This is a genomic window from Photobacterium aquae (assembly GCF_001029445.1).
Taxonomy (GTDB): Bacteria; Pseudomonadota; Gammaproteobacteria; order Enterobacterales; family Vibrionaceae; genus Photobacterium; species Photobacterium aquae.
Map to the genome: position 1 here is coordinate 1 of NZ_LDOT01000006.1, position 26,564 is coordinate 26,564.

Sequence of the window (26,564 nt, forward strand, 5' to 3'; positions counted from 1 at the left end):
CGGGACGCGCCTCCATATTACATTGAGCCCCAGCAGAAATGCTGGGGCTTTTTCGTATGTTTTTTATCGCTTCTGGCTATATCGACTTTCATTCAGAGGGGGTCTGTTTTTTTGTTGACGATTTGTGTCATGTCATGCCGTTTTTATATTCATTTGTATGATTAAAATTTTATTCATAACGGCTGGAGGATTGAAATAATCCATTCATGCTATTTAATAGAAATAATACTTGGCTACACATCTACGATGTGTTACTTTTCGCGCAATCTCAGGGGGAAGTTGTACTGAGACATACGGTATGTGGAGTATTCGGGCTGATTGCATCCATGTACTAGGTAGGTATTAGCCATGCTAGTGGTTAGTAGACGGGCACTAATAGCGTCAGTTGCTAGGAAGTAAAGCGACGGCATATTGAGGAATCCCAACTGTGAATGTTATATCCTTATCAAACCCAATCAGCTTTGTCTTACCCAACTGCAGTATTATTACTGAGCCATGATCTTCTGATCACAAGACTTTGTTTCCTTCGTATTTGGTTGTTGCGTCCCAGTTTATAAGAGCCTTTCTCGCGCACCTGTACGTGGGTTTGTCACGTCGATTGCTTTTAGAAGCCTTCGATAAGTTATTGTTAATACATCATAATTGATGTGGCTTAGCACTTTATGATATCTCACTATTGGTTGTTGTCAGTCTCGGTGAAGATATCAAAGTGCATGTGATGAGATGAAAATCATGAGTAATGTGTTTGACCTTGACGAGCTAAAACTCGCCTCAAATGTACCTGTGGTACAAGGTGTATATGATCTGACACCGGACGAGCTACTGCTGAGTCAAGAGCATTATGAATCAGAAGTGCGTTCATACCCGCGTCGTTTGCCACTTGCTATTGCCAAAGCCTCTGGTGTTTTGGTTGAAGATAGCCGTGGTCAGCTATTCCTAGACTGTCTTGCTGGTGCCGGTACGTTGGCTCTGGGTTACAACCACCCAGAAATCAACCAGGCTATCGTAGAGCAGCTAAATGCTGGTGTTCCTTACCAGACATTGGATATTACTACGCCGACCAAAGATAAGTTCATCAAAGAAGTGATGAGCTTCCTACCTGAGTCATTTGCCAAAAATGCCCGTATCCAGTTCTGTGGCCCTTCTGGTGCCGATGCTGTTGAAGCTGCGATTAAGCTGGCTAAGCAGACAACTGGCCGTAATACCATGGCAGCCTTCCACGGTGCTTACCACGGTATGACTAACGGTACGATGGCGATGATGGGTAACTTGAACACCAAAGCGCGCCGTATCGGCCTGATGGCGGATGTTCACTTCCTACCATTCCCATACAGCCTACGCTGCCCGTTTGGCATGCACGGTGATGAAGGTGCCAAGCAGACTCTTCGTTACATCGAGCGCATGCTGAACGATGACGAGAGTGGCGTGCAGAAGCCAGCTGCGATCATTGTTGAGCCTGTACAAGGCGAAGGCGGTGTGATCCCAGCTCCTGCTTTCTGGTTGCGTGAACTACGCCGTATCACCAAAGAGCATGGCATCCTGCTGATCTTTGATGAAATCCAGTGTGGTATTGGTAAGACTGGCTTCAACTTTGCGTTTGAAGAATCAGGCATCAACCCAGATATTCTGTGTCTGTCTAAAGCAGTAGGCGGTGGTTTGCCGATGTCTATTCTGATCTTCGATAAGGAGATCGATACATGGCGTCCGGGCGAGCACACAGGTACGTTCCGTGGTAACCAGCTAGCGATGGCAACGGGTGCCAAGGCACTTGAAATTATCCGTCGTGACAACCTGGTTGAACACGCGCGCAATGCGGGTCAGTACCTGCGTGAAGGCCTAGAGCGTATCGCTCAGCAGACTGACTGTATCGCAGAAGTTCGCGGTAAAGGCCTAATGCTAGGTCTTGAGATCTGTAACCCAGATGGTTCTCGCAACAAGTTTGGTGAGCCTGAGGCTGATCCGAAACTGGCTCTTGCTATTCAGCGTGCAGCGCTTGAGCGTGGTCTGATCATCGAGAAGGGCGGCCGTCAGGGCTCTGTTCTGCGTTTCTTGCCACCATTGATCATCTCTTACGAGCAGCTTGATTTTGCTATTGATGCGCTAACTAAGGCGATCATGGCAACGGCTGGTCCAGCGAAAGCAAAAGAGACAGCGAGCGATGCGGCAGAATGGCGCAATCACTTTATCCACACGGGTAAAGGCGGTGCGGATAAGTTCGAAGCGGCTCTGAACCAGACAACTCAGGTTCTGAAGAAAGTATTCGAAAACACTGAAACACCGTACTCTGGTATGGATCCACAGCTGCTTAAGTCTTTGATCAACGCGATTGATCTGGACAACCAGCAACTGCCTCTGGACTTGGTTATCGAGCAAACTGGTGAGCTAATCGCCAAGAACTCAATCATGGTTCAGCACCCACACTGTATTGCTCACCTGCATACGCCGCCGCTATTGCCGGCTGTTGCTGCAGAAGCATTCATTGCTGCCCTGAACCAGTCTATGGATTCATGGGACCAATCAAGTGCGGGTACGTTTGTTGAGCAGAAAGTGATCGACTGGTTGTGTGGTGTGTACCAGTACGGCGATAACGCTGACGGTATTTTCACTAGCGGTGGTACTCAATCTAACCTGATGGGTCTACTACTTGCTCGTGATCGTGCAGCAGACAAGATCTCTGGTCACAATATCCAGAAACAAGGTCTGCCAGAGTACGCGGCTAAGCTACGTATCCTATGTTCGAAGAAATCACACTTCACCGTACAGAAGTCAGCATCACTGATGGGCTTGGGTGAAAGTGCGGTTGTGACTGTTGATACTAACCCGAACGGTACCATCAAGCTGGCAGCGTTGGCTGAGACTATCGAATCGCTGAAGCAAGAAGGCTTGTTGCCATTTGCAATGGTCGGTACCGCAGGTACGACTGACCACGGTGCCATTGATGATCTGAATGGCATGGCCGAGCTTGCCCAGCAGCACGACATCTGGCTACACGTTGACGGTGCTTACGGCGGTGCATTGATTCTGAGCCGTCACAAGACGCGTCTGGAAGGTGTCGAGAAAGCGGATTCAATCAGTGTTGACTTCCACAAGCTATTCTTCCAGCCAATCAGCTGTGGTGCTGTTCTGATCAAGGACAAGGCAAACTTTAAGTACCTGCTGCACCATGCTGATTACCTGAACCGTGAAGATGATTTGCTACCAAACTTGGTAGACAAGTCAATCGCAACCACTAAGCGTTTTGATGCGTTGAAAGTGTGGATGACTATGCAGAGCGTAGGTCCGCAGGCGCTGGGTGCGATGTACGATCATCTTCTGAACCAGACTCAGCAAGTTGCTGATATGGTGAATCAGTCGGCTGATTTCGAGCTGTTGGCTGATCCTGCGCTGTCTACCGTGTTGTTGCGTTACGTTGGCAACAATGATGCGGCAATGCACGATCGCATTAACAAGCAGCTACGTATCGATGCGCTGGTTGAAGGTAAGGCAGTACTGGGTGAAACCGTGGTGGATGGCAAGGTTGCTCTGAAGTTCACGATTTTGAACCCATGTCTGACTCAGGCAGATTTCGAATCGCTACTTAATGCAATTCGCCAAGTTGCAGCTCAGGCTGAGCAAAAAGTTGGCAACTAAGTAAACCGAAATGATACAGCCTGCACGGGGCAGGCTGTATCTCTTACTCACTTTTAAAATGGATGGTGAAAAGAAGAAATGGCAATTCTACAGATTGGTGCAGGTGGTGTTGGTTGGGTTGTAGCGCATAAAGCAGCTCAAAATAATGATGTACTTGGCGATATCACTATTGCATCGCGTACTGTTGGTAAATGTGACAAGATTATCGACTCTATCAAAGGAAAGAATAACCTGAAGGATCCGTCTAAGAAACTGCAGTCCCGTGCAGTGAATGCAGACGATGTCGATGCACTGGTTGCCCTGATCAAGGACGTGCAGCCTGATCTTGTTATCAATGCTGGCCCACCTTGGGTGAATATGCCAATCATGGAAGCCTGTTATCAGGCCAAAGTTTCCTACCTTGATACATCCGTAGCCGTGGACCTTTGTTCAGAAGGCCAGCAAGTACCTGAAGCGTACGACTGGCAGTGGGGTTACCGCGAAAAATTCAACGAAGCTGGCATCACAGGTATTCTGGGTGCGGGTTTCGATCCTGGCGTTGTGAGTGTGTTCGCAGCTTATGCCGTGAAGCACCTGTTTGATGAAATCGACACCATCGACGTTATGGATGTTAATGCCGGCGATCACGGCAAAAAGTTTGCTACAAACTTCGATCCTGAAACCAATATGCTGGAAATTCAGGGCGACTCTTTCTACTGGGAAAACGGTGAGTGGAAACAAGTACCGTGTCACTCGCGTATGCTTGAGTTCGATTTCCCACTTGTCGGCAAGCAGAAAGTTTATTCAATGGCACACGATGAAGTGCGCTCGATGAAAGAGTACATTCCTGCCAAACGCATCGAATTCTGGATGGGCTTCGGTGACCGTTACCTCAATTACTTCAATTGTATGCGTGATATCGGCTTGTTAAGTCCAGAACCATTGACACTGCATGATGGTACGGTAGTACAGCCGTTGCATGTGCTTAAGGCACTGTTGCCAGACCCGACATCTCTGGCTCCGGGCTATACAGGTAATACTTGTATCGGTACGTGGGTACAAGGTACCAAAGACGGCAAAGCACGCAGCGTATTTATTTATAACATCGCTGATCACGAAGTGGCTTACGAAGACGTGGAGCACCAAGCGATCTCTTACACAACCGGTGTTCCGGCGATTACCGCTGCGCTTCAGTTCTTCCGTGGCAAGTGGGCAGATGCCGGCGTGTTCAATATGGAGCAGCTGGATCCGGATCCATTCCTAGAAACCATGCCGTCAATTGGCCTTGGCTGGGAAGTACAAGAGCTGGAAGTCGGTCAGCCTGACATAAAAATTTTGAAATAACCTAGGCTGCCTGATGATTGTCGTTATATAGAGATACGGCAATTGAAGCCAAGTTGATAGGCAAGAAGGGAGCAACAGCTCCCTTCTTATCTATAGGATCAGATTTGTTTGCGGTAAAAGACAATGACATTCAAAAAAGAAGAATTGAAAACGCCATATTTCATGATCAACGAAGACAAGTTGATTGCTAATCTGGAAAAAGCCAAGCAGCTAAAAGAGCTTTCTGGCGTGAAGTTGGTATTGGCCCTGAAATGTTTCTCGACATGGGGTGTGTTTGACATCATCAAGCCATACCTAGACGGTACCACCAGTAGTGGCCCGTTCGAGGTGAAACTGGGCTACGAGACATTCGGTGGCGAGACACATGCATACAGCGTAGGTTACAGTGAAGACGACGTACGCGAAGTAGCTGATATTTGTGACAAGATGATTTTCAACTCGCAGACTCAGCTGGCGGCATACCGTCACATTGTTGAAGGCAAAGATGTGTCTTTGGGTTTGCGCCTGAACCCTGGTATTAGCTACGCGGGGCAAGATTTGGCTAACCCTGCTCGCCAGTATTCGCGTCTTGGTGTGCAGGCTGACCATATCAACCCAGAGGTTTTCGATACTCTTGACGGCGTGATGTTCCACATGAACTGTGAGAACAAAGATGTTGATGCATTTATCGGTCTTCTAGATGGTATCTCGGCTCAGTTTGGCGAATACCTCGACAAACTGGATTGGGTGAGCATGGGGGGCGGGGTATTCTTTACCTGGCCAAACTACGATATCGAAAAGCTGGCAAAAGCACTGAAAGCGTTTTCTGAAAAGCATGGGGTACAAATGTACCTTGAGCCAGGTGAAGCGATTATCACCAAAACAACTGATTTGGTTGTGACAGTTGTCGATATCGTAGAGAACGTGAAAAAAACAGCAATCGTAGATTCGGCGACGGAAGCACACCGTCTTGATACCCTGATCTATAACGAGCCAGCTTCAATTCTCGAAGCATCTGAGAATGGCACCAATGAATATATTATCGGCTCTTGCTCTTGCCTAGCGGGTGATCAGTTCTGTGTTGCTAATTTTGATCAGCCACTGGAAATTGGTCAGCGCCTCCATATCTTGGACAGTGCCGGCTATACCATGGTGAAGCTGAACTGGTTCAACGGTTTGAAGATGCCATCCGTGTATTGTGAACGTAGCAATGGTGAAATCCAGAAACTCAATGAGTTTGGCTATGAAGATTTCAAGCGTTCACTGTCGCAGTGGTCGGTAAAGTAATGCCGAGCTAATGCCATTGGCGAGCCCGTGCAATTGAATGAAAGAGGACCTATTGGTCCTCTTTTTTGTTATCTGTCACATCTTGAGCTTTTGTTCATGGGCAGAGGTCTGTAGGCTTGAGATTATGCCACTTGATGCGCATTTGTGTGTTACCTAAGCCAACAAGGAGAACGATATGGATATCGCTATCATAATAATTGCGATTATTTTTGGTTATGAAGTGATCAGGCGGTTATTGTCACATCGAGAAGCCATGCACGCACTTGAGATGAAGAAGGTTGCCTCGGAAAAAGCCAGTGATAAACACCAAGAGCTGCAGCAGGAGATTTCGTCGCTTCAAGAGCGCGTTGCGGTGCTGGAGAAAATTGTTGTCGATAAGTCCTATCAGGTTAAGAAGGAAATTGAATCGCTCTATGATTGAGTAAAGTAGTCGTGTTTCGGGGATTGTAATTTCTGGGTTTGAAATTCATATTGCGTAGCCAAAACAGGACACCTTGAACGATGGTAGGATGCCGTCCAAGGTGCCGTGAACCTAGTTCTGTTTGCTTTTCTGTCGCTTAATCGGTTGATCACCAATCGTCGTTTTGCCTGGGCAAATACGTTTTACCGGGCAATTCGGGCAACCCCATATTGCAGCATAGGGGCATAGGGCACTTTCATTATTCTTTTTCTTCATAGGCATCTCGCTTCCAGTTAGACCTAATCACCATCGGTGTTGCCACTTTCTGGTGATTAGGGGTTAGGCTCGTGAAGATAGAGCTCCTACTTATATACTGAGTTCAGCAACAAGTAGTTTACGTGTTATTTTTTCCTCTAAGTTCTGTGGCTCGTTCAGCCCGACTCGTTTTAGTAGGGTATTGATGCGATCATCCGGCTTAGGTGCGGAGAGTGCCTTCGCGATGGTCTTGCACTTACCAAGCGGTGTTGCGGTTTTGGCTTTTAGAGCTTTTAGTGCCTTGCCGAGTTGGAGTTCCTGATCGGTAAAACTACAGCCGAACGGGAATGGCCCGAAGAATCCCTCATTCGTGTATTTTTTATAGAATGCCTGAATTGCTTCAGGCGTATTGTTGGTGAACTCTTTCGGGATCTGGTAATCCTTGGCGACTTTACCTGCGGCTTTGGCTTGTTCCAGTAACTGTTTCTGGAAGCGTGAGTCGGCAATTTTGATCAATTCGGTATAGACAACGTGATCCGGTTTGCCGCGAAGGTTGGCGATACCGTATTCAGTGACCACGATATCCCGCAATTGACGTGGGATAGTATTGTGACCGTAGTTAAACAAAATATTAGAGATCAGCTTGCCCTTTCTGAAAGTACAGCTGCGAACTTTCATAATAGAGCGGGAATCCCACATTTGGTGAGATTGGGCAACGAAGTTGTATTGCCCGCCAACCCCGCTGACAACCTGGCCGTTTTCCAGGGCATCGGAGATGACAGATCCATCAAGGGTTACCATCATCCCTGAGTTAACAAAGCGGGCGTGTTTGCGCTGGGCTTGCTTGATCTGCTGATTGCCGAGCATATGATCGTAGAGATCGTTCACGTAGTTCACGCTGGTCATACAGAACTTGCTGTGGTCATCCTCGTTGAAGTCACGCAGCGCCTGATAAAAATCTTGAGGGCCGATGAAGAATGCACCATGCATCACGACGCCACCGCTCAGGCGATTGCCAAGGGCATGCTTGCTAATCCATTCCAGTGCTTCGGTGTTTTGCAGATCTGCCGCGCAGCTCTCTTCTTGGACATGAAGTGAGCCCTCAATCAGTTCTACCTCCTTGTTGAAGATACCGAAACGCTTGAGGTAACGGACATCAGCAGAGGTGAGCTGAGCGTGAATGGCTCCTGCTTCAAATAGCATGAGGACTGTGCTGATATCGACATCCACCCCAATTTTTTCTTGGTTGATCAGGTTCTGAATCGTGAGGTCTTCGAACACCTCACGTTTTAAGATTCCAGCCTTGTAGAGGTGGACAAATCCATCAACCATGAGCTCGCTGCAGCCATAGAGCCCCGTTTCGAATGTGCCGCTTCCTCCGACTTCACGGCAAATCGGGAATTTTTCATAGACGTTCAACTCAGAGAGCATTTTGTTGTATATGCGGTTGTTTTGCTGTCTGACAAGTGTGCTGTAAGTCAGGGCGCTGCTCAACGAGCCAATCCCAACCTGCAATGTCCCGCCGTCTTTGAGCAGGCAGCTTGAGTAGAGACCGATCATATGGTCTTCGGCAGAGATACTGGCATGGGGGGCTGCGAACAGGTTGTAGTCTTTGTGGTCAGGCTCGCTGTTGCCGTCGAGAATAAAGTCGAACTGGTTATCTGCCACTTCAGCGTGGTTGTACATAAACGGCATGTTGGTATTAACCTCGCCGACAACCGCAATGCCTTTGCCCATCGCCTTGAGCTTGTCCATCTCTGGGATCATATCAAGGGCCAGATCAGAGTTACTGCTTAGGCTGTAGGTTGTGATCCCATCTTCAGTGCGCTTGGCGACCAATTGAGCAATAACGTTAACGCCCTTGTCCAGCAAGTCGCGCATCGCATGGGTGTAGTTGGTGCTGGTGTAGTTTAGCTGTTGCGGCGAGTTGATATGGCTGCCCGCCTTGAAGAAGAACTCGCTGATTGTCACATTGTCCGGCACAGTGTTGCTACGCAGACCCAGAGCATATTCTGCGTCAGGGACACCGGCAAATTCACGCTCCACGAAGGGTTCAAGGAAGTTCTTCTCGATCCGACTTTTTCCAACCGGCTTTTCAAGGGTTATACCGGTTTCGATACGTAGCGTAATGCTCGGATCTTTCTTGGCACGCAAGTACAACGCATTAACCAAATTGATTGGTTTGCCTATTGCGAGAGGTAGCCCGAGAATGATTTCCTTACCCACGGTTGCAATGATGTGATCGACGAGCGCATCGGCTTTGCTGATCACCTTTGCGGGTGGCTTGGTCGGTGTATCGGTGGTAACAGCAGTAAACGTAGGGTTAGAGGATTCAGAATCCAGACGTTCTATGACTGACATGGCGCATTCCTTGTTCGGGTTATTATTCAATAGTGTTCTTATAGTTGTTATCTTTCCATTGTTGTCCCCGAACTTAGAGCCTTCACTCTATTTTGAGCAGTTTTATAACCTGAAAGCATTTTTATATCAGTTTGGTGAACTTAGTCACAGCCCAGAGGCGAGGGGGCAATTTGTGGTGAAACGGTTGAGAAAAAGGGGTCTTTGGTTGTGTGAACTTGTTAGCAATTCCCTTCCGGAATTAGAAAGAGCTCTCTAATTCTAATTGGTACGTTAATAGTAGTAATAGCAAGACTCTCGTGAAGGGGAATAAAAATGATCAATCCAATGAAGATGCTAGGTAGTGTGAAGTCCGTCACTAGGATTGGGCAAGAGTCAGTCAAAACCACCATCTATGCGGGTCTGGGAGCATATAAGATGGGCTTGGAGCAGGTTGGTATGGCTCAACATTTGGCCCAAAGTCGGTTTAACGGCTTGGTGAAAAAAGGGGAAGAGGCCGAATCGGAGCTCTTGGAACGGGTTAATGATACCCGCGAGATGCTTGCCGATCAGGTTGAAACAGGGATTAACCGTGCGTTGAAGACGTCTTGCGGGCTGGATCGCGAGCGCCTTACTCATCTTGAAGCGAAACTGGATCGTATGCAGGCCGTCATTAATGGCATGACGGATAAATAATTACCGGAAGTACACAGGTGGGTCAAAGGCTAGAAATCCGATGGCCGTGGTGATTTTCTGCCAGCCCACCTGACATGGATAGACATAAGGACTGGATATGCCAAGTTTGTCTCTGCTGGACTTTAGCTTTATAGCTTTTGAGACGGCCAAAACCCCAATGCATGTGACCGGGTTGGTGACCCTTGAGCCGCCTGAATCACATGCAGCCAATTATGCGCAGGATTTATACTCTGCTTTCTTGCAACAACCTGACGTTGTGCCGCCGTTTAACTGGAAATTGCAGTGGTCTTTGACCGGCAAGCCGAGTTGGCAGACGGTGAGAAATGTCAATCTTGAGGATCATCTTCGAATCACCATGCTACCGGCACCGGGTGATCAGCGGCAGCTCCAGCAGTTGGTGGGACGCCTGCACAGTCAGGTTCTTGACCGCAGCCGACCGATGTGGGAAGTATGGGTTGTCGGTGGGTTGGAAGGCAACCGTGTTGCCCTGATACTCAAAATTCACCATTCAATGGCTGATGGCGTCAGGGCAAGTAACCTGTTTACTCAGAGCTGTGCCGCTGAGGTAGAGAATTCCTTTGCCAAGCCAATTTGGCAGTGTGATCTGCGCAAGAGCTCCAGACAGCAGCGTGAGGAGAAGCACCTTACGGATATGGTGTTGAAAACGGCTATGACGGCCAGCAAGCAGCTCTCTTTGTTGCCATCGATGTTTCGCTTAGGCAGCAAGCTGGCTTTGAAAGCACTGAATATTGCCGATTGTGATTTGAAAGTCCCTTTTACTGCGCCGAAAACCCCGTTCAATCTTAGTCCACAGCGTTCGCGGGGTGTGAGCCTAGGGCAATTTTCCATGTCTCAGTTGAAGCATGTCAGTCGGATCACCGGCTCTTCAATGAATGATGTGCTGTATACCATTTGTGATGTCGCGTTGAACCGCTACCTTAACGACAGGGCGATTCCATTGCGCAAACCGTTGGTTGCAATGATGCCGATAAATTTGCGTGACAAGAGCGATTTGGACGCGAAGGGCAACAAAATGTCGATAGGCCATGTTGAGCTTGGTCGGGCCAATATGCTGCCACTCGAACGTTTGGCATCCATTAAGCGAGCGACGGTTGACCTCAAACGAGAGGCTCTCAACATATCCCCTGATGCCTATGTGAACTATTCCTTGCTGGTAAACGGGGTGTCGCTGATCAGTGGTAAATTTGGCTTGAACAGTTTTATTCCGCCTGCCAGTAACCTGCTTATCTCCAATGTGCCGGGCACGCGTGAAGAGCTCTATTTCATGGGGGCCAAGGTGCATGAGCAGTACCCCGTCTCTTTGTTGATGCCGGGGCAGACACTGAACATTACTTTCTTTAGTAATGCGGGTGTTATGTACTTCTCGTTGGTTGGGTGTCGTCAGTCTCTGCCGGGATTTGAGGTGATTGCTGATTATATGTGTGAGGCATTTGCCGATATTGAGCAGCAGGTCATGGACGAGGCAGCGATGGCGGTCGCCGAGCAATTGGAGCAATCTAATGAGGAAGGACGATCCGTGCAGTTGGCGGTAGAGGCCGCGCAGAAGTCACTGACGCCTGAGGATGAGGAGTTTGAGGCTCTGTATTTGGAAAAGCAGCGCAAAGTCGAAGAGCTGGAAAAACAGCTAGAGAAGCTGATGGATATGATGTCGGCAACCGTGGAGGTTGACCCGCAGCAGCCAGCAAAGAATCAAGACCATTTGGCTGACGACGAGGAATTGCCAAAACAGATTTCTCGCTAAACTCGAGCAGTAGATTATCAGCTTGCAATTAAAGAGGGCCCGAATTTGTGATTAGAATTCGGGCTTTTTGCTGTCTGAGGCCAACAAAGCCGATTCCGCTGGATTTGTGGGTGAGGAGCAAAATGAGAAAGGCCACCGGTTTGGGTGGCCTTTCGTGATCTGTAAATGGCGTTTGGAATTACGCGTAGACAGCCTGCAGTTCACTGACTTTGTCGATGTACTGCTGCATGGCTGATGCGCTGTCCAGGCCTTTTAGTTTTTCCCACGCATCGTACTTTGCCGCGCCTTTAAAATCGAACATTCCTGGGCGCTTGCCGTGTACGTCACCTTCTGTGGCTTGCTTGAACAAAGAATAGAGGGCCAGCAGTTCGTCGTTTGATGGACGTTTGGTGAGTTGTTTAACATCTGCTTGTGCCTGTTCAAAACATGCTTGTAAATCTGCCATGATATGTTCCTTTATTTCCGTTATGTACTACTAATGCAAATACTCAATTGAGAAAGCAATAAATAATGGGATAAAAGCGAAAGATAAGTAAAAATGCTTTATTCCTTTTTCCTATAGCTAATTTACACTGGTCGGCTTAGTTGTCTTTACTCTTATGCAAGAAATTTAATATAGATCACTATTTATTTTTCAATTGCAGTGGAAGCCAAAATAAATAAAGTTCGATGGGGTTAAAATACACTAATATTATTTAGTGTTATTTAATTAAAGACTGGAAATCTTGGCTGGCATTAAATATATGGATTAAGGGGATAGCATGTATGATTTCATTATTGTAGGAGCAGGATCGGCCGGTTGTGTTCTTGCTAATCGGTTGTCTGATGATCCAGCAGTAAAAGTCTGCTTACTTGAAGCGGGTCCGCGAGATTCCAGTCCCATTGTACATGTCCCTCTGGGGCTGATTGGTATGATGCATTCAAAGACTATGAATTGGCGCTATTATACCGAGCCAGAACCAGGACTGGATGACCGACGACTTTTCTGGCCAAGAGGCAAGACGTTGGGTGGGAGCTCTTCATCCAATGCTATGTGTTATATCCGAGGTCACGCGAGCGATTATGACGAGTGGGAGTCGTTGGGCAATCTAGGTTGGGGCTATCAAGATGTCTTGCCGTATTTTCGTAAGTCAGAGGCGCAGGAGCGTGGGGCGGATACCTACCATGGTACGGAAGGCTTTTTGAGTGTCTCGGACTTGCGTATTCGTAACCCGTTATCTGAGGCTTTTATAAAAGCGGGTAAGCAAGCAGGTCATCATTACAGCATTGATTTTAATGGGGAAAGTCAAGATGGTGTTGGCTTTTATCAAGTTACTCAGCGCAACGGGCAGCGTTGTAGCAGTGCGGTAGCGTATTTGCGACCTGCAGAATCTCGCCCGAACCTGACAGTGATAACAGGGGCTTTGACAACTCGTATTCTGATGGATGGCGATAGAGCTGTTGGCGTTGAATATCGTGAACAAGGCGAAGTTAAGAGCGTTAAGGCGAGTAGAGAAGTTTTGTTGGCTGGTGGGGCAATAAATAGCCCGCAGCTTTTGATGTTGTCGGGAATCGGTGATCAGGAAGAGCTGATAAAATTGGGTATAGAGGTTAAACACCATCTGCCAGGGGTGGGGAAAAACCTTCAGGATCATCTCGATGTCTTGGCCGTGACCCGTGAGCGTACTTTCCATTCGGTGGGATTCTCCCCCGTGGCGATGTTGCGAGCCCTTAAGGGGATAGTCGATTACCTTTTGTTTAAAAAGGGAAATTTCACCACAAATGTAGCCGAGGCGGGGGGCTTTGCCAGAACCGAACCTGAGCTTGATAAGCCTGATGTGCAATTTCATTTTTCTCCTTGTTTTTTGGATAACCACGGGCTGAATTTGTGGCAGACGGTTCGCCACGGTTACTCTTTGCACGCCTGTAATTTGCGGCCGAAGAGCCGAGGTCATCTGACGTTGAGAAGTACAGACCCTAACGATCCTCCCGTTATTGTCGCCAATTATTTGCAGCATCCGGACGATATTGAGGTGATGCTCAAAGCCATAAAGTTATCGCGTAACATACTTAAGCAGCCTGCATTTGATCGATACCGAGGTGACGAGGTCTACCCGGGAAAAGAGGTGCAAAGTGATGAGGAGCTGCGGGCATTTATCCGCCGTAAGGCTGAGTCTATTTATCATCCCGTTGGTACTTGTAAAATGGGAACAGACGGTATGGCTGTGGTGGATGCGTCGTTAAAGGTATATGGGGTTAAAGGATTGCGTGTTGTCGATGCATCAATTATGCCGACGCTTGTTGGGGGTAATACTAATGCGCCGACAATTATGATCGGAGAAAAAGCGGCAGATATGATTCTAGAAGATATGCAGGGAATAAAGCATCAGGCGAGTGATGAGCATTATGCGGCCTAGCTGTATTAAAGCGGGAAAGTTCCCGCTTTAAATTTAAATAAATTGGAATGCTTATTCTAATTATTTTATATATAATCGTATCGAGGTTATTTAAATTGAAATTGACAAGGTGATAAATCGTTATATTTTATTTGATCTGCATTTTATTTTTTATTTTAGATCCATATTGAGGTTGCATTATGATCACCAAGCATTCTATTAGTCATACATTTCGACACCTCAAAGATGAAATTTCTATTTTTTTGCAAGAGAACTCAATTCATGCAAAAGAACATGTTTTGACCATGCTTGATCAAAACTTACCGCCTTCTCAAAAAGAGTCGCTGATCGCGATGTTGAACGGTATGGTTGGTGATGTGCTGCTTAAGCGCAATAGCCGATTGGCTTCCCCCATGGTATTTACCGATTTGCATCAAGTATTGAGTTATGACACCGCTGAGCTTGAGCGGCAGTTGCCTGTGCATACTTCTAGAATTGTGCTTTGTATTCATGGATGGTGCATGGCAGATAAAGGCTGGATCAAAAAGGGGCCGGATCATGGTCAGCAGTTTGTGAATGCGGGTTACACACCCATTTACTTGCGCTACAACACGGGCAATCATATTTCTCTTAATGGTGAGGAATTGGCGTTTAGGTTAGAGAAACTATTGAAGGCTTGGCCGGTTGAGGTCAAAGAGCTGGTGATTATAGGCCATAGTATGGGTGGTTTGGTGACTCGCAGTGCCTGCTTTTATGCGGCAGAACATCAGCTTGACTGGCTTGGAATGTTACGTACTTTTGTTACCTTAGGTACGCCACACAACGGAGCTCCACTGGCAAGGCTGGCATGTTGGATTGACGAACAAATTACGGTGACGCCTCAATTGCGTTTTTTACAGAAATTGGGAGAAATCCGCAGTAATGGCAGCAAAGATCTGAGCCATGGCTTTATTCGTCACCAAAGCTGGATGGAAGAAGATACCCGGCGGCTGCTAACCGATGGCCCGAATATTTATGTACGCCCAGCCTTACCCAAGCATACCCAGTGTTACGCAGTGGCTTCTTGTTTGGGCAAAAATACCAGTGATGAAAACAATAGGCGGCTGGGTGATGGTTTAGTACCGGTAGGCAGTGCATTGGGCTTGGCTGAGAAGTCAACGATGGCTTTGGGATATAAGCCTGAAAATCAGTGGCTTGTCGGCGGTATTAGCCATCTTAATCTTTTGTATCACCCTGTGGTGCAAGCAAAAGTAAAAGGTTGGGTGTTACAAAATACGGATTAGTTTTGCCCATACAATATAGTCAGTGATCCCGCATGCCTGTCTCGACAGGATGCGGGATTTTTATATCTGCTCTATCATATATTCGATAAATCATATATATTGATTCTATGATCTTAATGTCACTAATGCCGGATGTAATGATGAAGCGAATTCTTTTTCTCTGTACTGGCAACTCAGCCCGATCACAGTTGGCAGAAGCGATGATGCGTCATATGGCGGGGGAGAGCTACGAGGTATTCAGTGCCGGCACCAAGCCAGAATCCGTTGATCCTCGGGTTTATGAGGTGTTGGCAGAACGCGGCATTGCTGCGGATAATTTGCAAAGTTTGTCAGCGCTTGATCTTCAGGATCAGCATTTCGATACAGTGATCACATTGTGCGACAAGGCCAGCAATGAATGTGCCTTGTTTGCTGATTCTGACGCATTGTTGCATTGGGATTTTAAAGATCCCAAGCCTCAGGTTGGTGTTGCGCCGTTTCGTGAGGTTTGCGATGGGTTGCAACAACGTATTGCCCTTTTTTTGATGCTCAACGGGGAAGAGCAGACCTGCGTAATGGGGCCGGTAGAGTTATTCAAGATCATGAGCGATCCTCTTCGCTTGCGGATCTTGATGTTGATCGAAGACGAAAAAGCGCTCACCGTCGGGGACTTGGTCTCTGTACTTGAGATGAGCCAGCCTAAGGTCTCACGCCATTTGGCACTCTTGCGTGATGGGGGGGTACTGGATACTCAGCGTGAGGGGCAGTGGATTTTTTACCATTTCAGCGATGCTTTGCCGTTATGGGTTAAGCATACCTTGGCCACGGTCAGAAATGGCAACCCCGGTATGATCAATCAGGAAAAACTAAAATTAAGCCGATTGAGTGAGCGTAAGAAGCCGGGTTTTTTACAGGTACATACTGAATAAGCAGATGGGGTTAGTCTCTCATCTACAATCACAAAAGGTAAAATTATGTCAAACACACATCCATTTTGGACTCTGCCGATGACTGATAGCGGAAAGCTGTTGCTTACCCCTTGTCCGGGAAGCAAGGAGGTTTCGTTGGCTGACTCACTGGCTCAGTTAAAGGCGGAAGGAGCCACAGCCGTTTTTACGGCTCTTGAAGCTGATGATTTGCCGGAAGGCGGGTTGGATGCTCTTGCTGATCAGTGCCGAGAATTAGGGCTGCGTTGGTACCATTTGCCGATAGAGGATGATTGTGCGCCAGGATTGCCATTTGATGCCAACTGGGCGGAAGCGAACAAAGCGGCTCAGGCGATGCTTGATAACGGTGATGGATTGGTGATCCACTGCATGGGGGGCTCTGGCCGCACCGGTCTGATTGCCGCGCGCATTATGTTGGCTCGAGGTTATGAGTTGGCACCTACGATTAAGCAAATTCAAGCTTTGCGGCCTGGGGCATTTACACGTCAGGCGCATATTGATTATATCCAAGCCTACAAATAACCAAACCATTTCTCGTTGATTAAAACCCTGCATAGGCAGGGTTTTTTTATATCTTCAGTTTTGTTTTTGCAGCCTATAACCCGTTGTTCGAGAGGGCATAGGATCAATTATTGAACTACTTTCCTAAAAAAGATCTGGCATCTTCTCGGTTAGCTGCTAGTATATTTGAAAAATCATATATACGTTTAACCATATATAGGGGTGAGTGATTATGGCACTGAAAATCGGTATTAACGGGTTTGGTCGAATTGGTCGTTTGGCACTGCGGGCTGCTTTTGACTGGCAGGATGTTGAATTTGTCCAGATTAACGATGTTGCGGGAGATGCCCATACGCTGGCGCACTTGCTTGAGTTTGATTCGGTACAAGGGCGTTGGCACCATGCCGTTACATCGCAAGGCGATACGATGACAATTGACGGCAAGTCGATCCGTTGCACGCAAGAGCGCGATATTGATGCTGTTGATTGGTCACAGTGTGATGTGGTTCTTGAAGCAACGGGAGTTCATCGCCAGACTGTGTTTCTGAACAAGTATCTTGTGCAGGGGGTTAAGCGCGTGGTTGTTTCGGCTCCCGTCAAGGAAGAAGGGGTATTGAACGTTGTCGTTGGCGTCAACGATCACCTATTTGATGCACAGCAGCACAAGATTGTCACCGCTGCATCCTGTACGACAAACTGTATTGCACCGGTCGTAAAGGTCATCCAAGAGAAATTCGGTATTGAGCAGGCATCGTTCACGACCATTCACGATTTAACCAATACCCAGACAATTTTGGATGCGCCGCACAAGGATCTGCGTCGGGCACGCGCTTGTGGGATGAGTCTGATCCCGACCACGACAGGTTCAGCAAAGGCAATTATTGAAATTTTCCCTGAGCTTGAAGGCAAGATTAACGGCCATGCGGTACGTGTTCCTCTTGCTAATGCCTCGCTGACTGACATTATTTTTGATGTGAGCCGTGATGTAACGGCAGAGGAAATCAATGCGGCGTTGCAGGAAGCGGCCGAGGGTGAGTTATCAGGGATTCTGGGCTACGAAGATCGTCCGTTGGTTTCCATTGATTATAAAGGCGATCAGCGTTCGACGGTGGTTGATGCGCTGTCTACCATGGTTGTTAATAATCGCATGGTCAAGGTGTACGCGTGGTATGACAATGAAATGGGCTATGCCACCCGTACCGCCGAGTTGATCCGCAAGGTCGGGTTGGCGTAAGAGGTACTGAGCTGGTCGCAATAAGGCGGCCAGCTTGTTTAAGAGTGAATCGGGCTTACAGGTATGATTGCTGCTATATCGAACCTTTCTAAGGATGTCCGCCAGTACATGCTGGTGACGTTTAATTACTGGAATTTTACGATTACTGACGGTGCATTGAGGATGCTGGTGGTGTTGCATTTCCATCAGCTTGGCTATACCTCGTTGGAAATCGCCTCTTTGTTTTTGTTCTATGAATTTTTTGGCGTTGTGACCAATTTGATAGGTGGTTGGCTCGGTGCCAAGCTAGGCCTGAACCGAACAATGAACATTGGTTTGGGGATGCAGGTGATTGCTTTGCTTATGCTGGCGGTGCCTTCGACCATGCTGACGGTGCCTTGGGTGATGTTGGCTCAGGCGATGTCGGGTATTGCGAAAGACCTCAATAAAATGAGTGCTAAAAGCGCGATCAAGACGTTAGTGCCCAATGAGCAGCAGGGGGCATTGTACAAGTGGATCGCGATTTTGACCGGTTCGAAAAATGCGCTGAAAGGGACCGGTTTTTTCCTTGGTGGTTTGTTGTTGGCAGTTATTGGCTTCAAAGGAGCCGTTGTTGCTATGGCTGCAGTGCTGTTTGTTGTGTTGATCCTGAGCCTGATGTGGCTTGAGAAAGACATGGGGAAAGCCAAGCAAAAGATTAAGTTTTCACAGATATTTTCAAAAAGTAGCAGTATCAACATTCTCTCTGCGGCCAGGATGTTTTTGTTTGGGGCACGCGATGTTTGGTTTGTGGTGGCATTGCCGCTTTACTTAAGCCAGGTCTTTAATTGGGATCATTTAATGGTAGGGGGCTTCCTTGCCACTTGGGTGATTGCCTATGGTTTGGTACAGGGATTTGCACCGCGGATCACAGGTAAAGCCAAAGGCGTTGTTCCTGATGGGCGTGCAGCTATGGTATGGGCTGGTGGCCTGGCGGTTGTTACTGCGGTGATAGCTTTGGGGATAGGCTATCAATGGCAGCCGCAGTTGATGATTGTGATTGGCCTGTTGGTGTTTGGTGCTATTTTTGCCGTAAATTCTTCGTTGCATTCCTACCTGATTGTTAGCTATGCCAAAGATGACGGTGTGTCGCTGGATGTCGGCTTCTATTATATGGCTAATGCCATGGGACGCTTGATCGGCACCATCTTGTCTGGATTGATTTACCAGCAGTATGGGCTTGCGGCATGTTTGTGGGTCTCTTTTGCCTTTTTGGCGGCAACGACGTTGATTTCGATTAAGTTACCCGCCCATCCCAAATCATAATTGTGAGGTGTTGGTGTTTTTGCCAACGCCTTACTCCAGTATGATATCGCTCCGATAATGGAGGATAAGCGTTCATGCAGGCAGTATGTTTTGATTTTGATGGAACTCTGGTTGATTCAGAGGTTTTCCATGCTGGTAATTGGAGCCAGTATTTTGCCCGTTATGGGGTTGAAGTGAGCCCTGCTGATTTTTTGAAGGAGTTTGCAGGGGTGCCGTGGGAGAAAGTGGCGGCAGCTTTCCATGAGGCACATGGTTTGGCACATTGCCCGACAATTACCGTTCGTGACATGGAGGCCTTGACCTTTGATGCGCTTGTGGCGGGGTTGATGCCGGTACGCCCTGGGGCTGAGGATATGATAAAGCAACTGCACGGGAGTTTACCGCTGGCGGTTGTGACTGGGGCACCAAGGCATTATGTTGAAGGTATTCTCGGTAAGTTGGGTTGGCTAGCATATTTTGACCACATAGTGTGCGGAGAAGATGTGATTTCAAATAAACCGTCACCAGATATTTACCTATTAGCCTGTGAACGGTTAGGATTACCGACAGATAAAGTGGTGGCGATTGAAGACAGTGAAACCGGCGCCCAGTCAGCACATTCTGCGGGGCTGCGCTTGGTTGTTGTCAATGATCTACACTCGGTAGGGGTAGGCAAAACAAATTACCGCTATCCAACGCTAACGCACGCATCACAACATCAGTCAGACTGGCTGGTGGCTTAAACGAAAGGCACTAACATGCAAGATGAAGATATCATGACTGGCGAGATGCTGGTTGAGACAGTAGAAAACCAGTTGGCAGACGGTAACCCAATTCAGGTAAAAGAAACCTTGATGCGTCTAATGATGACAGGTACCCCACGCGAAGAAGCCATTGAGATGATTGCTTGTGCATTGTCGGTTGAGGTCTTTGATGTGGTAAAGAATGGTGGGAGCTTTGATCTTAAGCGATATGCTGAGAACCTGTCTGCTTTGCCGGATATGCCATGGGAATTTGAAGATTAATCTTCATTGCTGCTCCTAAAAGGAATATCTAGGAACGATCCAAAAGCCACGTGATGTGGCTTTTTTGTTGCGCGTGTGTTGGCGACTTGAGCGGTTTATATAGGCTCTGCGCAATTATCCACTGCTAGATTTAGTTATTTCTTCTGATTGTTAGAATATTCCCTCCCTTTGGATGCATAAATTTACGTGCATCACGATATTGATACGGTGTTTGTGCTGTATTTTCTAGTGTCAGATTTTGGTGTGTTACAGTATTGGTAGTCTAATACACCGCCGATATTGTCCTTTTTAGCTTTCTAATCTGATTTTGATTCTTTGCGTAGTGATATTGTGTGTGACGACGATCATGAAAGGAGTCATGTCCTGCCAAATAAGATATTCTTGGTTTCTCATGTTGTCATATTGTTAAAATTCAGTGGCACATTCCAAGGTTTTTTATTTATCGTGTAGATAAGGTTTAATCATTCAGTAGGGAATAGGAAATGATTATTGGTGTACCAAAGGAAATCAAGGTCCATGAATACCGTGTGGGTATGGTTCCGGCATCAGTCTGCGAAGCCGTTGCCCATGGCCATAAAGTGTATGTTGAATCCAACGCTGGGGTGGGTATTGGGTTTAGTGATCAAGACTATATTGAGGCTGGTGCTCAGATCCTTTCAACCGCAGAGGCTGTTTTTGCCGAATCGGATATGATCGTAAAGGTCAAGGAGCCGCAGGCGAAAGAATGCAGGATGCTGCGCGACGGGCAGCTTCTCTTTACGTATCTGCATCTTGCCCCAGATCCAGAGCAGACACATGCCCTGATGGAAAGCAAAGCCATTTGTATTGCCTATGAAACCGTTACAGATGAGCATGGTCGTTTGCCATTGTTGGCCCCTATGTCTGAAGTGGCAGGGCGGATGTCGATCCAAGCTGGTGCTTTTTCTTTGGAAAAATCCAGAGGGGGTAGCGGTATGTTGCTTGGTGGGGTGCCGGGGGTCGAGCCTGCCAATGTCGTGATTATCGGTGGTGGTGTCGTGGGGGCTAATGCAGCGCAAATAGCGGTTGGCATGCGTGCCAATGTTGTTGTATTAGACCGTAATATCGATGTGCTTCGCCAGCTTGATAACCAATTTGCAGGTAAGGTTCGGTGTGTGTATTCCACCCAAGACGCGATCGAGAAGCATGTGTTGGAAGCTGATTTGGTGATTGGTGGGGTACTGGTGGCTGGAGCTGCGGCCCCTAAATTGGTGACGGCTGAGATGGTAAGAATGATGAAGCCTGGATCGGCCATCGTTGATGTTGCGATTGATCAGGGGGGATGTGTTGAGACATCGCATCCGACAACACACAGCGATCCGACCTACATTGTTGATAATGTAGTGCATTATTGTGTTGCCAATATGCCGGGAGCGGTTGCTCGAACATCGACTTTTGCCCTTAACAATGTCACATTGCCGTATATTCTCACCTTAGCGGACAAAGGTTACAAAGCAGCTCTGAAAGAAGATAAGTATTTGATGAAAGGTTTGAATGTTTATCAAGGGAAAATAACTTGCGAGCAAGTATCTATGGCATTGAACCTTCCCTACCATGATCCATATAAAATAATTGTCTGATTTATTGAGAATAAAAGCCCCGACGAAGGGGCTTTTTATTATTTGTTTTGTGACCGGTAAATAAATACAGAAGATATATTTTAACTAAGGTATTGATTTGTAATTAGTGAATGTATCTATGTATATTTATATTAAACGTCATGTCTTATTAATTAGGCGCGTGCGTAAATAACGCTGCCACCTTTGATGGTATCAATAATTTGTCTTGCTAGTTTTGTCGGTAATGCTGGGCATCCCCAACTGCGTCCCAAGTAACCATTACGACGGATGAAAGATTCGTTGGCATAGTCTGCGCCGTGAACAACAATATAGCGACGGCGAGCATTGTCATTGATGCCCGGGGTCATGCCGTCAAGTCGCAGTGAGTAACCGTTTCCGCCGTAATAGGTGCTGTCCGTTAGGAATGTTCCCAATGATGTTTGGCGTGAATTGACGATGTTCGAAAAGCGGGTTGATGTTTTGCCACCGCTATTGACGCCGTGGGAGACATAGGTGTTGTAAACCAATTTGTTTCTTTTAAGATCAATGACATAAAATCTCTTTTGGGTCGATGGTTTACTGTAGTCGATGATCGTCAAAAGCTGTTTCTTGCGCTTTGGGGTATTGTAATAGGCCTGATAGCCTTCATTAAATACTTTAAAATCAATAACTCCCTTTAAATTGGCCTTTTTATAAACATCCTTGGCTAGCAGGTCACTTTTATTATGCTTGGTATAGGTGTAGTGGCTAATGACGCTGGCAGAAGCGTACATTGGCATGGCAATCAATGAGAGTGCCAATACAAGAAGTACTTTTTTCATTGTCCCTAAATTGATCAAAATTGAAGTTAGTAATTGAGTGGCGTGACTTTAGCATAAAAATTTCATTGTTTTACTTTTGTAGAAAAGCAAGGCTGATGGGGATTAGCATTAAAAAACAGGATTTATTTAATGAGCGACAAGAAAAAATGGTTTAATGACAGTAAATTAAATTGAATTGTATTTTTTATTAATAAAAATATTCAAGTTTGTCTGTGGTGCATTGATAAATTGAAAGTTGTGATTTTTGATAAAGTAACTTGCTGTTTGGGATATAAAAAAGTGGCATCACATTTTGTAATAATAGAATTATCATAAAAATGACTGATTGGTTGTTTTTTGTCCATCAAGTTACGATATCTTGCTTGGAAGTTGGTTGAAAAAGCATCGCTGTTGGTGAGGGGGCTGACATATAGAAAAGCGCAGGCCGGAGGCCTGCGCTTAATTTGGTATTACTGACGTTAGGGATTAGATGTTACACACCTTAGTCCAGCTGCCATCGCTACCCGGTACAGAGCTTGTCCACCAGTTGGCTTTGTAAACAACGCCATCGTGGATCATCTTGTCGCCTTGGTTTGCGTGGCTAGGGTTACCGCCCCAGTCGCTTTGTGGCCAGTTAGGGTAAGTGTTAACACCGTTGGTGTCACAAGTACCGTCACCAGGGTTGCCACCGTCACCGCCACCAGGGTTGCCGCCGCCATTCAGGTCGCCGATTGGCAGATCTGGTTGCTCAGCAGCAAACGCGTACTCTTTACCGTTGATGGTTACAGAGTAGTTTGACGGGCCAGTGATTGGTAGGTAGTAAACCATATCAAGCACATAGGTGCCGCCAGCCGGTAGGTTCTTCCAACCTGGTAGGCTGAATGCTACGCGGTGCTTCTCGCCCTTCAGGCCGCCGATGTTGTTGGCAGCTGTATGGCCAGATGCAATAACCTTCAAGCCACCGCCAGATTGATCTTTGGCGTTGTCAGGTGCTGAAGTTGGGATATCGAACTGGAATTCGGTACCGCCAGGGATTTCAGAGCCTGTGTTGTTGGTGAAGGTAATTTTCGGGTTGATTGGGTAGTTCTGGTCGCCCACTTTGAAGCCAGAAACATCAACGCTGATATCCAGTGCTTCTGTCGCAACGGCACCTGCCGCAATCTTGTTGCCGTAAGGTGTAGCAGACTTGAACTTGTCGTAGATGGCTTTGGTCATGGTGTTACCCATGTGGTATTCACCGTTGCCAGTCTTACAAGCAGCTTCTGTTGTATCGATAGAAGTACGGTTGCCGTTGGCATCTAGCACGTAACAGTTATAGTCACCGGCTAGTTCCCAGAACATGATGCCGCCGATTTCCTTGTCGATAATGTAATCAGCTTTAACGCTTACAGAGTCTTTATCTTCAGTTGATAGGAAGACTTTCTTCTGTGCGTTCCATAGCCAAGGTGCAACCGCGACGCTATCGTAGTGACGGTTGTACTTGCCCACTAGCTCGTAAGCTGGGTCAAGGGCAGGATCGACACCATAAGCCTTGTTGTAGCTACCGAAGATACCTTGAGCAAGGTTCATCGCGTGCCACATTGGGTTAGAGCCAGCGCCCATTTCATCGCCTGCAGCATTCTTGTCGTGCCATAGGTTGTCGATACCCATTGCGCCGTAGCCACAGTTGTTCTTCTGGCCTTCACCGGTACCTGGTGCACACTCAGCTTGGTTTGGAAGCGGAGCTTTACCCCATAGGCCGTTTTCACCGCCATTTACGCTCTGCCAGCCACGGGTGTAGTAAGGAACACCGATGTTGATACGGCCAGCCTGCATAGAGCCACGGAAGTAGTGGTAAGCCCAGTCAGTGTTCAGGTAACCAATACCGCCATACTCTTTAGTGGTGTATACATCCCACATTGCCAATTCGGAGTCTTTACCTGTGTCGTAAAGGGCTGCGTTGTGGCCAACGTGTTCGTTCCATGCACCGTGTAGGTCGTAAGACATGATGTTGACATAGTCAAGGTACTGGGTCACATCAAAGTCTTCCATACCACGTAGCAGATAGCCTGATGATGGCGCTGCAATGGTCAGCATGTAGTGGATGCCGTCTTGTGCAGAAGCTGCATCCAACTTCTCACGAAGTACTTTCATCAACTCTTGGTAAGAGGCCCATAGGTAAGGACGGCGAGGTTCCATGAAGGCTTTGTCGTCTGGGTTACCCGCACCGGCCATTGAGGTTGGGTACTCATAGTCGATATCTAGACCGTCGAACTTGTACTTACGCATCATTTCAACAGCAGAGTCAGCAAACTTCTGGATACCTGCGTGGTTGATGCTGCCGTCAGCATTCGTTGTCATGGTGTAGAAGCCACCATCAGCAACGCGGTCGCCGTTTGGACCGAAGTGGCCGCCTGTTTCTGCCCAGCCACCGATAGAAATCAGAGTCTTAACATCATGCTTGGCTTTGTAGGTTGCAAGCGCACCGAAGTGGCCCTTGAAGCCTAGAGCTGGGTCAATTTCAACCCCCGGCCATTCTTGGCCTGTTGCAGCATTGCTCGGATCATTGACGTCGCCTACGTTAACCTTGCCGTCAGAACCGATGCTGACGAAAGCGTAGTTGATATGGGTCAGCTGTTCCCAAGGGATGTCATTCACAAGGTATTGAGTTTGTGGGTCATCGCTAGCACGCCAGCTGGTGAAGTAGCCGATCACACGGCGAGGGTGGTCGGCACCCATTTGCTCGCGGCCTTCTGCATCGTAAATTGTACAGTAAGGAACTTTCACGCCAGGAGTTTGGTATAGGCCATCTGGACGACAGTTGTCTACGATTGGGCCAGTGCCAGTTACCTTCAGCGAGGCTGCAGAAGAGTCGCCTGTTGCACCTAGGTTATCGGTTGCACGGGCGAAGAGTGATACGTTACCAGCAGCATCTGGAGTGTAGGTTGCCACATACGGTGCTTTGTTCGCGGTGTGGAAAACCTTGCCGTTGGCGAAGAATTCTACTTTGGCAACAGTGCCATCAGTATCGGCGGCATCCGCTGTTAGAGTGACGGCTGTGCCCACTTCTACTGTAGTGGCCGAAACGTTCAGAGATACCGTTGGCAGTTCGTTAGCAACGTCTTGAACATTGATGACAACAACTTGTTCTGAGGTTGCACCTTTGTCGTCAGTTGCAACTACTTTGATAGTTTGCTGACCTAGTACGGCTGTCCATTGTGCCGCGTATGGTGCTGCAGTGGCTGTATCAACTAGCGTACCGCCAACAAAGAACTCGACTTTGGCTACACTGCCATCGGCATCAGCGGCATCAACAGAAATGCTGACAATGTCACCAACGATAAACTGCTGGTTGCCTGAAGGGGAAGTGATCGACACGGTTGGCGCTTGGTTATCTGGATCCGGGCCGGGACCTGGGCCAGGGCCTGCACCGTCACACTGATCAACCAAGGTCCACTCCTGCCATGGGCCTGAGTGAGAGGATGGCGCATTGCCTTGTGTCCACCAGTTGGCTTTATAAACGTTGTTCGCTTCCTGAACTTGGGTGCCGGTAGTGTAAGCCTTGCTGCTATTCCACTCAGGGATAGCGCTACAGTCTATTGCAGCGTAGGCTTGAAACGACATCATGCAGCTAGCTGCAAGGGCAGAGAGTTTGAATACTCTTGAGGTTGCCTTTCCTTGTTTCAAGTATTTCATTGATAGTCCTTAACTTATTGAAATTAAGCAGAGTTACATTGTAACGGCATGCTTTTGCCTTTTGTTTTGCCGTGAAATAACTATAGTTTTGATAGCAAAACTATCACCGAGCATTGTTCAGATTTAGAAAACATATCGCAAAATATGGGTAAGAATTTGCAGAAGCCACAGGCTTATTTTGCACCGATAACGAATTTTTCTGGTGTAAGCAGAGCCCGATGAAGCACGATGGCTAT

19 protein-coding genes are annotated in these 26,564 nt (G+C 47.5%); 15 read left to right on the plus strand and 4 right to left on the minus strand.

The genetic code is table 11. The features are described from left to right. Window positions 1-732: 732 nt before the first annotated feature. The 4 genes from ABT56_RS05550 (at window position 733) to ABT56_RS05565 (ending at window position 6,640) form a co-directional block, all read left to right on the plus strand. Window positions 733-3,630, plus strand: coding sequence for a pyridoxal phosphate-dependent class III aminotransferase (locus tag ABT56_RS05550; RefSeq protein ID WP_157037782.1), 2,898 nt, complete (start codon window positions 733-735; stop codon window positions 3,628-3,630). Window positions 3,631-3,708: 78 nt separating this feature from the next. Continuing rightward, window positions 3,709-4,953, plus strand: a complete 1,245-nt coding sequence (locus tag ABT56_RS05555; protein WP_047877883.1) for a carboxynorspermidine synthase — start codon at window positions 3,709-3,711, stop codon at window positions 4,951-4,953. 123 nt (window positions 4,954-5,076) lie between these two features. Continuing rightward, complete coding sequence (gene nspC, locus ABT56_RS05560; protein WP_047877884.1) at window positions 5,077-6,219, plus strand: carboxynorspermidine decarboxylase; 1,143 nt, start codon at window positions 5,077-5,079, stop codon at window positions 6,217-6,219. A gap of 175 nt (window positions 6,220-6,394) precedes the next feature. Continuing rightward, entirely contained in the window at window positions 6,395-6,640 is a 246-nt protein-coding gene (locus ABT56_RS05565; protein ID WP_047877885.1) for a hypothetical protein, read from the plus strand. Between the two features lie 345 nt (window positions 6,641-6,985). Here the strand turns inward: ABT56_RS05565 and ABT56_RS05570 are convergent, their stop codons facing one another. Beyond that, window positions 6,986-9,235: an acetyl-CoA hydrolase/transferase C-terminal domain-containing protein gene (locus tag ABT56_RS05570; protein WP_047877886.1), complete on the minus strand. Its 2,250-nt coding sequence runs from the start codon at window positions 9,233-9,235 to the stop codon at window positions 6,986-6,988. A gap of 312 nt (window positions 9,236-9,547) precedes the next feature. Here ABT56_RS05570 and ABT56_RS05580 point away from each other — a divergent pair, with 312 nt between their 5' ends. Both ABT56_RS05580 and ABT56_RS05585 read left to right on the plus strand, forming a co-directional pair. Next, a complete protein-coding gene (locus ABT56_RS05580; protein WP_047877888.1) occupies window positions 9,548-9,907 on the plus strand; it encodes a phasin-related domain-containing protein in 360 nt (119 codons plus the stop codon). Between the two features lie 97 nt (window positions 9,908-10,004). Continuing rightward, complete coding sequence (locus ABT56_RS05585) at window positions 10,005-11,669, plus strand: wax ester/triacylglycerol synthase family O-acyltransferase (protein ID WP_047877889.1); 1,665 nt, start codon at window positions 10,005-10,007, stop codon at window positions 11,667-11,669. A gap of 178 nt (window positions 11,670-11,847) precedes the next feature. Here ABT56_RS05585 and ABT56_RS05590 read toward each other — a convergent pair whose 3' ends face one another. Next, window positions 11,848-12,114, minus strand: a complete 267-nt coding sequence (locus tag ABT56_RS05590; protein ID WP_047877890.1) for an acyl-CoA-binding protein — start codon at window positions 12,112-12,114, stop codon at window positions 11,848-11,850. A gap of 316 nt (window positions 12,115-12,430) precedes the next feature. On the opposite strand from ABT56_RS05590, the gene ABT56_RS05595 reads away from it, so the two are divergent. The 9 genes from ABT56_RS05595 (at window position 12,431) to ald (ending at window position 21,874) form a co-directional block, all read left to right on the plus strand. Beyond that, window positions 12,431-14,065: a GMC family oxidoreductase gene (locus ABT56_RS05595; protein WP_047877891.1), complete on the plus strand. Its 1,635-nt coding sequence runs from the start codon at window positions 12,431-12,433 to the stop codon at window positions 14,063-14,065. 179 nt (window positions 14,066-14,244) lie between these two features. Beyond that, window positions 14,245-15,327, plus strand: coding sequence for an alpha/beta fold hydrolase (locus ABT56_RS05600; RefSeq protein WP_047877892.1), 1,083 nt, complete (start codon window positions 14,245-14,247; stop codon window positions 15,325-15,327). Window positions 15,328-15,467: 140 nt separating this feature from the next. Continuing rightward, a complete protein-coding gene (locus tag ABT56_RS05605; protein ID WP_084722182.1) occupies window positions 15,468-16,235 on the plus strand; it encodes a metalloregulator ArsR/SmtB family transcription factor in 768 nt (255 codons plus the stop codon). 45 nt (window positions 16,236-16,280) lie between these two features. Then, the gene (locus tag ABT56_RS05610; RefSeq protein ID WP_047877893.1) at window positions 16,281-16,775 is read left to right on the plus strand and encodes a phosphatase domain-containing putative toxin; all 495 of its coding nucleotides are present in this window, start codon (window positions 16,281-16,283) and stop codon (window positions 16,773-16,775) included. A gap of 211 nt (window positions 16,776-16,986) precedes the next feature. Continuing rightward, a complete protein-coding gene (locus ABT56_RS05615; RefSeq protein WP_047877894.1) occupies window positions 16,987-17,988 on the plus strand; it encodes an ArsJ-associated glyceraldehyde-3-phosphate dehydrogenase in 1,002 nt (333 codons plus the stop codon). Window positions 17,989-18,051: 63 nt separating this feature from the next. After that, on the plus strand, window positions 18,052-19,272 hold the full coding sequence (gene arsJ, locus ABT56_RS05620) for an organoarsenical effux MFS transporter ArsJ (RefSeq protein WP_047877895.1): 1,221 nt from the start codon (window positions 18,052-18,054) through the stop codon (window positions 19,270-19,272). Window positions 19,273-19,346: 74 nt separating this feature from the next. After that, the gene (locus ABT56_RS05625; RefSeq protein ID WP_047877896.1) at window positions 19,347-19,994 is read left to right on the plus strand and encodes an HAD family hydrolase; all 648 of its coding nucleotides are present in this window, start codon (window positions 19,347-19,349) and stop codon (window positions 19,992-19,994) included. A gap of 15 nt (window positions 19,995-20,009) precedes the next feature. After that, on the plus strand, window positions 20,010-20,276 hold the full coding sequence (locus ABT56_RS05630) for a hypothetical protein (protein WP_047877897.1): 267 nt from the start codon (window positions 20,010-20,012) through the stop codon (window positions 20,274-20,276). 482 nt (window positions 20,277-20,758) lie between these two features. Further along, on the plus strand, window positions 20,759-21,874 hold the full coding sequence (gene ald, locus ABT56_RS05635) for an alanine dehydrogenase (protein WP_047877898.1): 1,116 nt from the start codon (window positions 20,759-20,761) through the stop codon (window positions 21,872-21,874). Window positions 21,875-22,026: 152 nt separating this feature from the next. On the opposite strand, the gene ABT56_RS05640 is transcribed toward ald, so the two are convergent. Both ABT56_RS05640 and ABT56_RS05645 read right to left on the minus strand, forming a co-directional pair. Next, a complete protein-coding gene (locus ABT56_RS05640) occupies window positions 22,027-22,674 on the minus strand; it encodes a murein L,D-transpeptidase catalytic domain family protein (RefSeq protein ID WP_047877899.1) in 648 nt (215 codons plus the stop codon). Window positions 22,675-23,139: 465 nt separating this feature from the next. Continuing rightward, on the minus strand, window positions 23,140-26,328 hold the full coding sequence (locus ABT56_RS05645) for a chitinase C-terminal domain-containing protein (protein WP_047877900.1): 3,189 nt from the start codon (window positions 26,326-26,328) through the stop codon (window positions 23,140-23,142). Window positions 26,329-26,564 lie beyond the last annotated feature (236 nt).

Bases quoted from the DNA above. Each gene is read 5' to 3' on its own strand.
- ABT56_RS05585 (WP_047877889.1), top strand. From the start codon at position 10,005: ATGCCAAGTTTGTCTCTGCTGGACTTTAGCTTTATAGCTTTTGAGACG.
- ABT56_RS05590 (WP_047877890.1), bottom strand. From the start codon at position 12,114: ATGGCAGATTTACAAGCATGTTTTGAACAGGCACAAGCAGATGTTAAA.
- ABT56_RS05645 (WP_047877900.1), bottom strand. From the start codon at position 26,328: ATGAAATACTTGAAACAAGGAAAGGCAACCTCAAGAGTATTCAAACTC.
- ABT56_RS05630 (WP_047877897.1), top strand. From the start codon at position 20,010: ATGCAAGATGAAGATATCATGACTGGCGAGATGCTGGTTGAGACAGTA.
- ABT56_RS05605 (WP_084722182.1), top strand. From the start codon at position 15,468: ATGAAGCGAATTCTTTTTCTCTGTACTGGCAACTCAGCCCGATCACAG.
- ABT56_RS05570 (WP_047877886.1), bottom strand. From the start codon at position 9,235: ATGTCAGTCATAGAACGTCTGGATTCTGAATCCTCTAACCCTACGTTT.
- ABT56_RS05555 (WP_047877883.1), top strand. From the start codon at position 3,709: ATGGCAATTCTACAGATTGGTGCAGGTGGTGTTGGTTGGGTTGTAGCG.
- ABT56_RS05565 (WP_047877885.1), top strand. From the start codon at position 6,395: ATGGATATCGCTATCATAATAATTGCGATTATTTTTGGTTATGAAGTG.
- nspC (WP_047877884.1), top strand. From the start codon at position 5,077: ATGACATTCAAAAAAGAAGAATTGAAAACGCCATATTTCATGATCAAC.
- ABT56_RS05600 (WP_047877892.1), top strand. From the start codon at position 14,245: ATGATCACCAAGCATTCTATTAGTCATACATTTCGACACCTCAAAGAT.
- arsJ (WP_047877895.1), top strand. From the start codon at position 18,052: ATGATTGCTGCTATATCGAACCTTTCTAAGGATGTCCGCCAGTACATG.
- ABT56_RS05595 (WP_047877891.1), top strand. From the start codon at position 12,431: ATGTATGATTTCATTATTGTAGGAGCAGGATCGGCCGGTTGTGTTCTT.
- ABT56_RS05580 (WP_047877888.1), top strand. From the start codon at position 9,548: ATGATCAATCCAATGAAGATGCTAGGTAGTGTGAAGTCCGTCACTAGG.
- ABT56_RS05610 (WP_047877893.1), top strand. From the start codon at position 16,281: ATGTCAAACACACATCCATTTTGGACTCTGCCGATGACTGATAGCGGA.
- ABT56_RS05625 (WP_047877896.1), top strand. From the start codon at position 19,347: ATGCAGGCAGTATGTTTTGATTTTGATGGAACTCTGGTTGATTCAGAG.
- ald (WP_047877898.1), top strand. From the start codon at position 20,759: ATGATTATTGGTGTACCAAAGGAAATCAAGGTCCATGAATACCGTGTG.
- ABT56_RS05640 (WP_047877899.1), bottom strand. From the start codon at position 22,674: ATGAAAAAAGTACTTCTTGTATTGGCACTCTCATTGATTGCCATGCCA.
- ABT56_RS05550 (WP_157037782.1), top strand. From the start codon at position 733: ATGAGTAATGTGTTTGACCTTGACGAGCTAAAACTCGCCTCAAATGTA.
- ABT56_RS05615 (WP_047877894.1), top strand. From the start codon at position 16,987: ATGGCACTGAAAATCGGTATTAACGGGTTTGGTCGAATTGGTCGTTTG.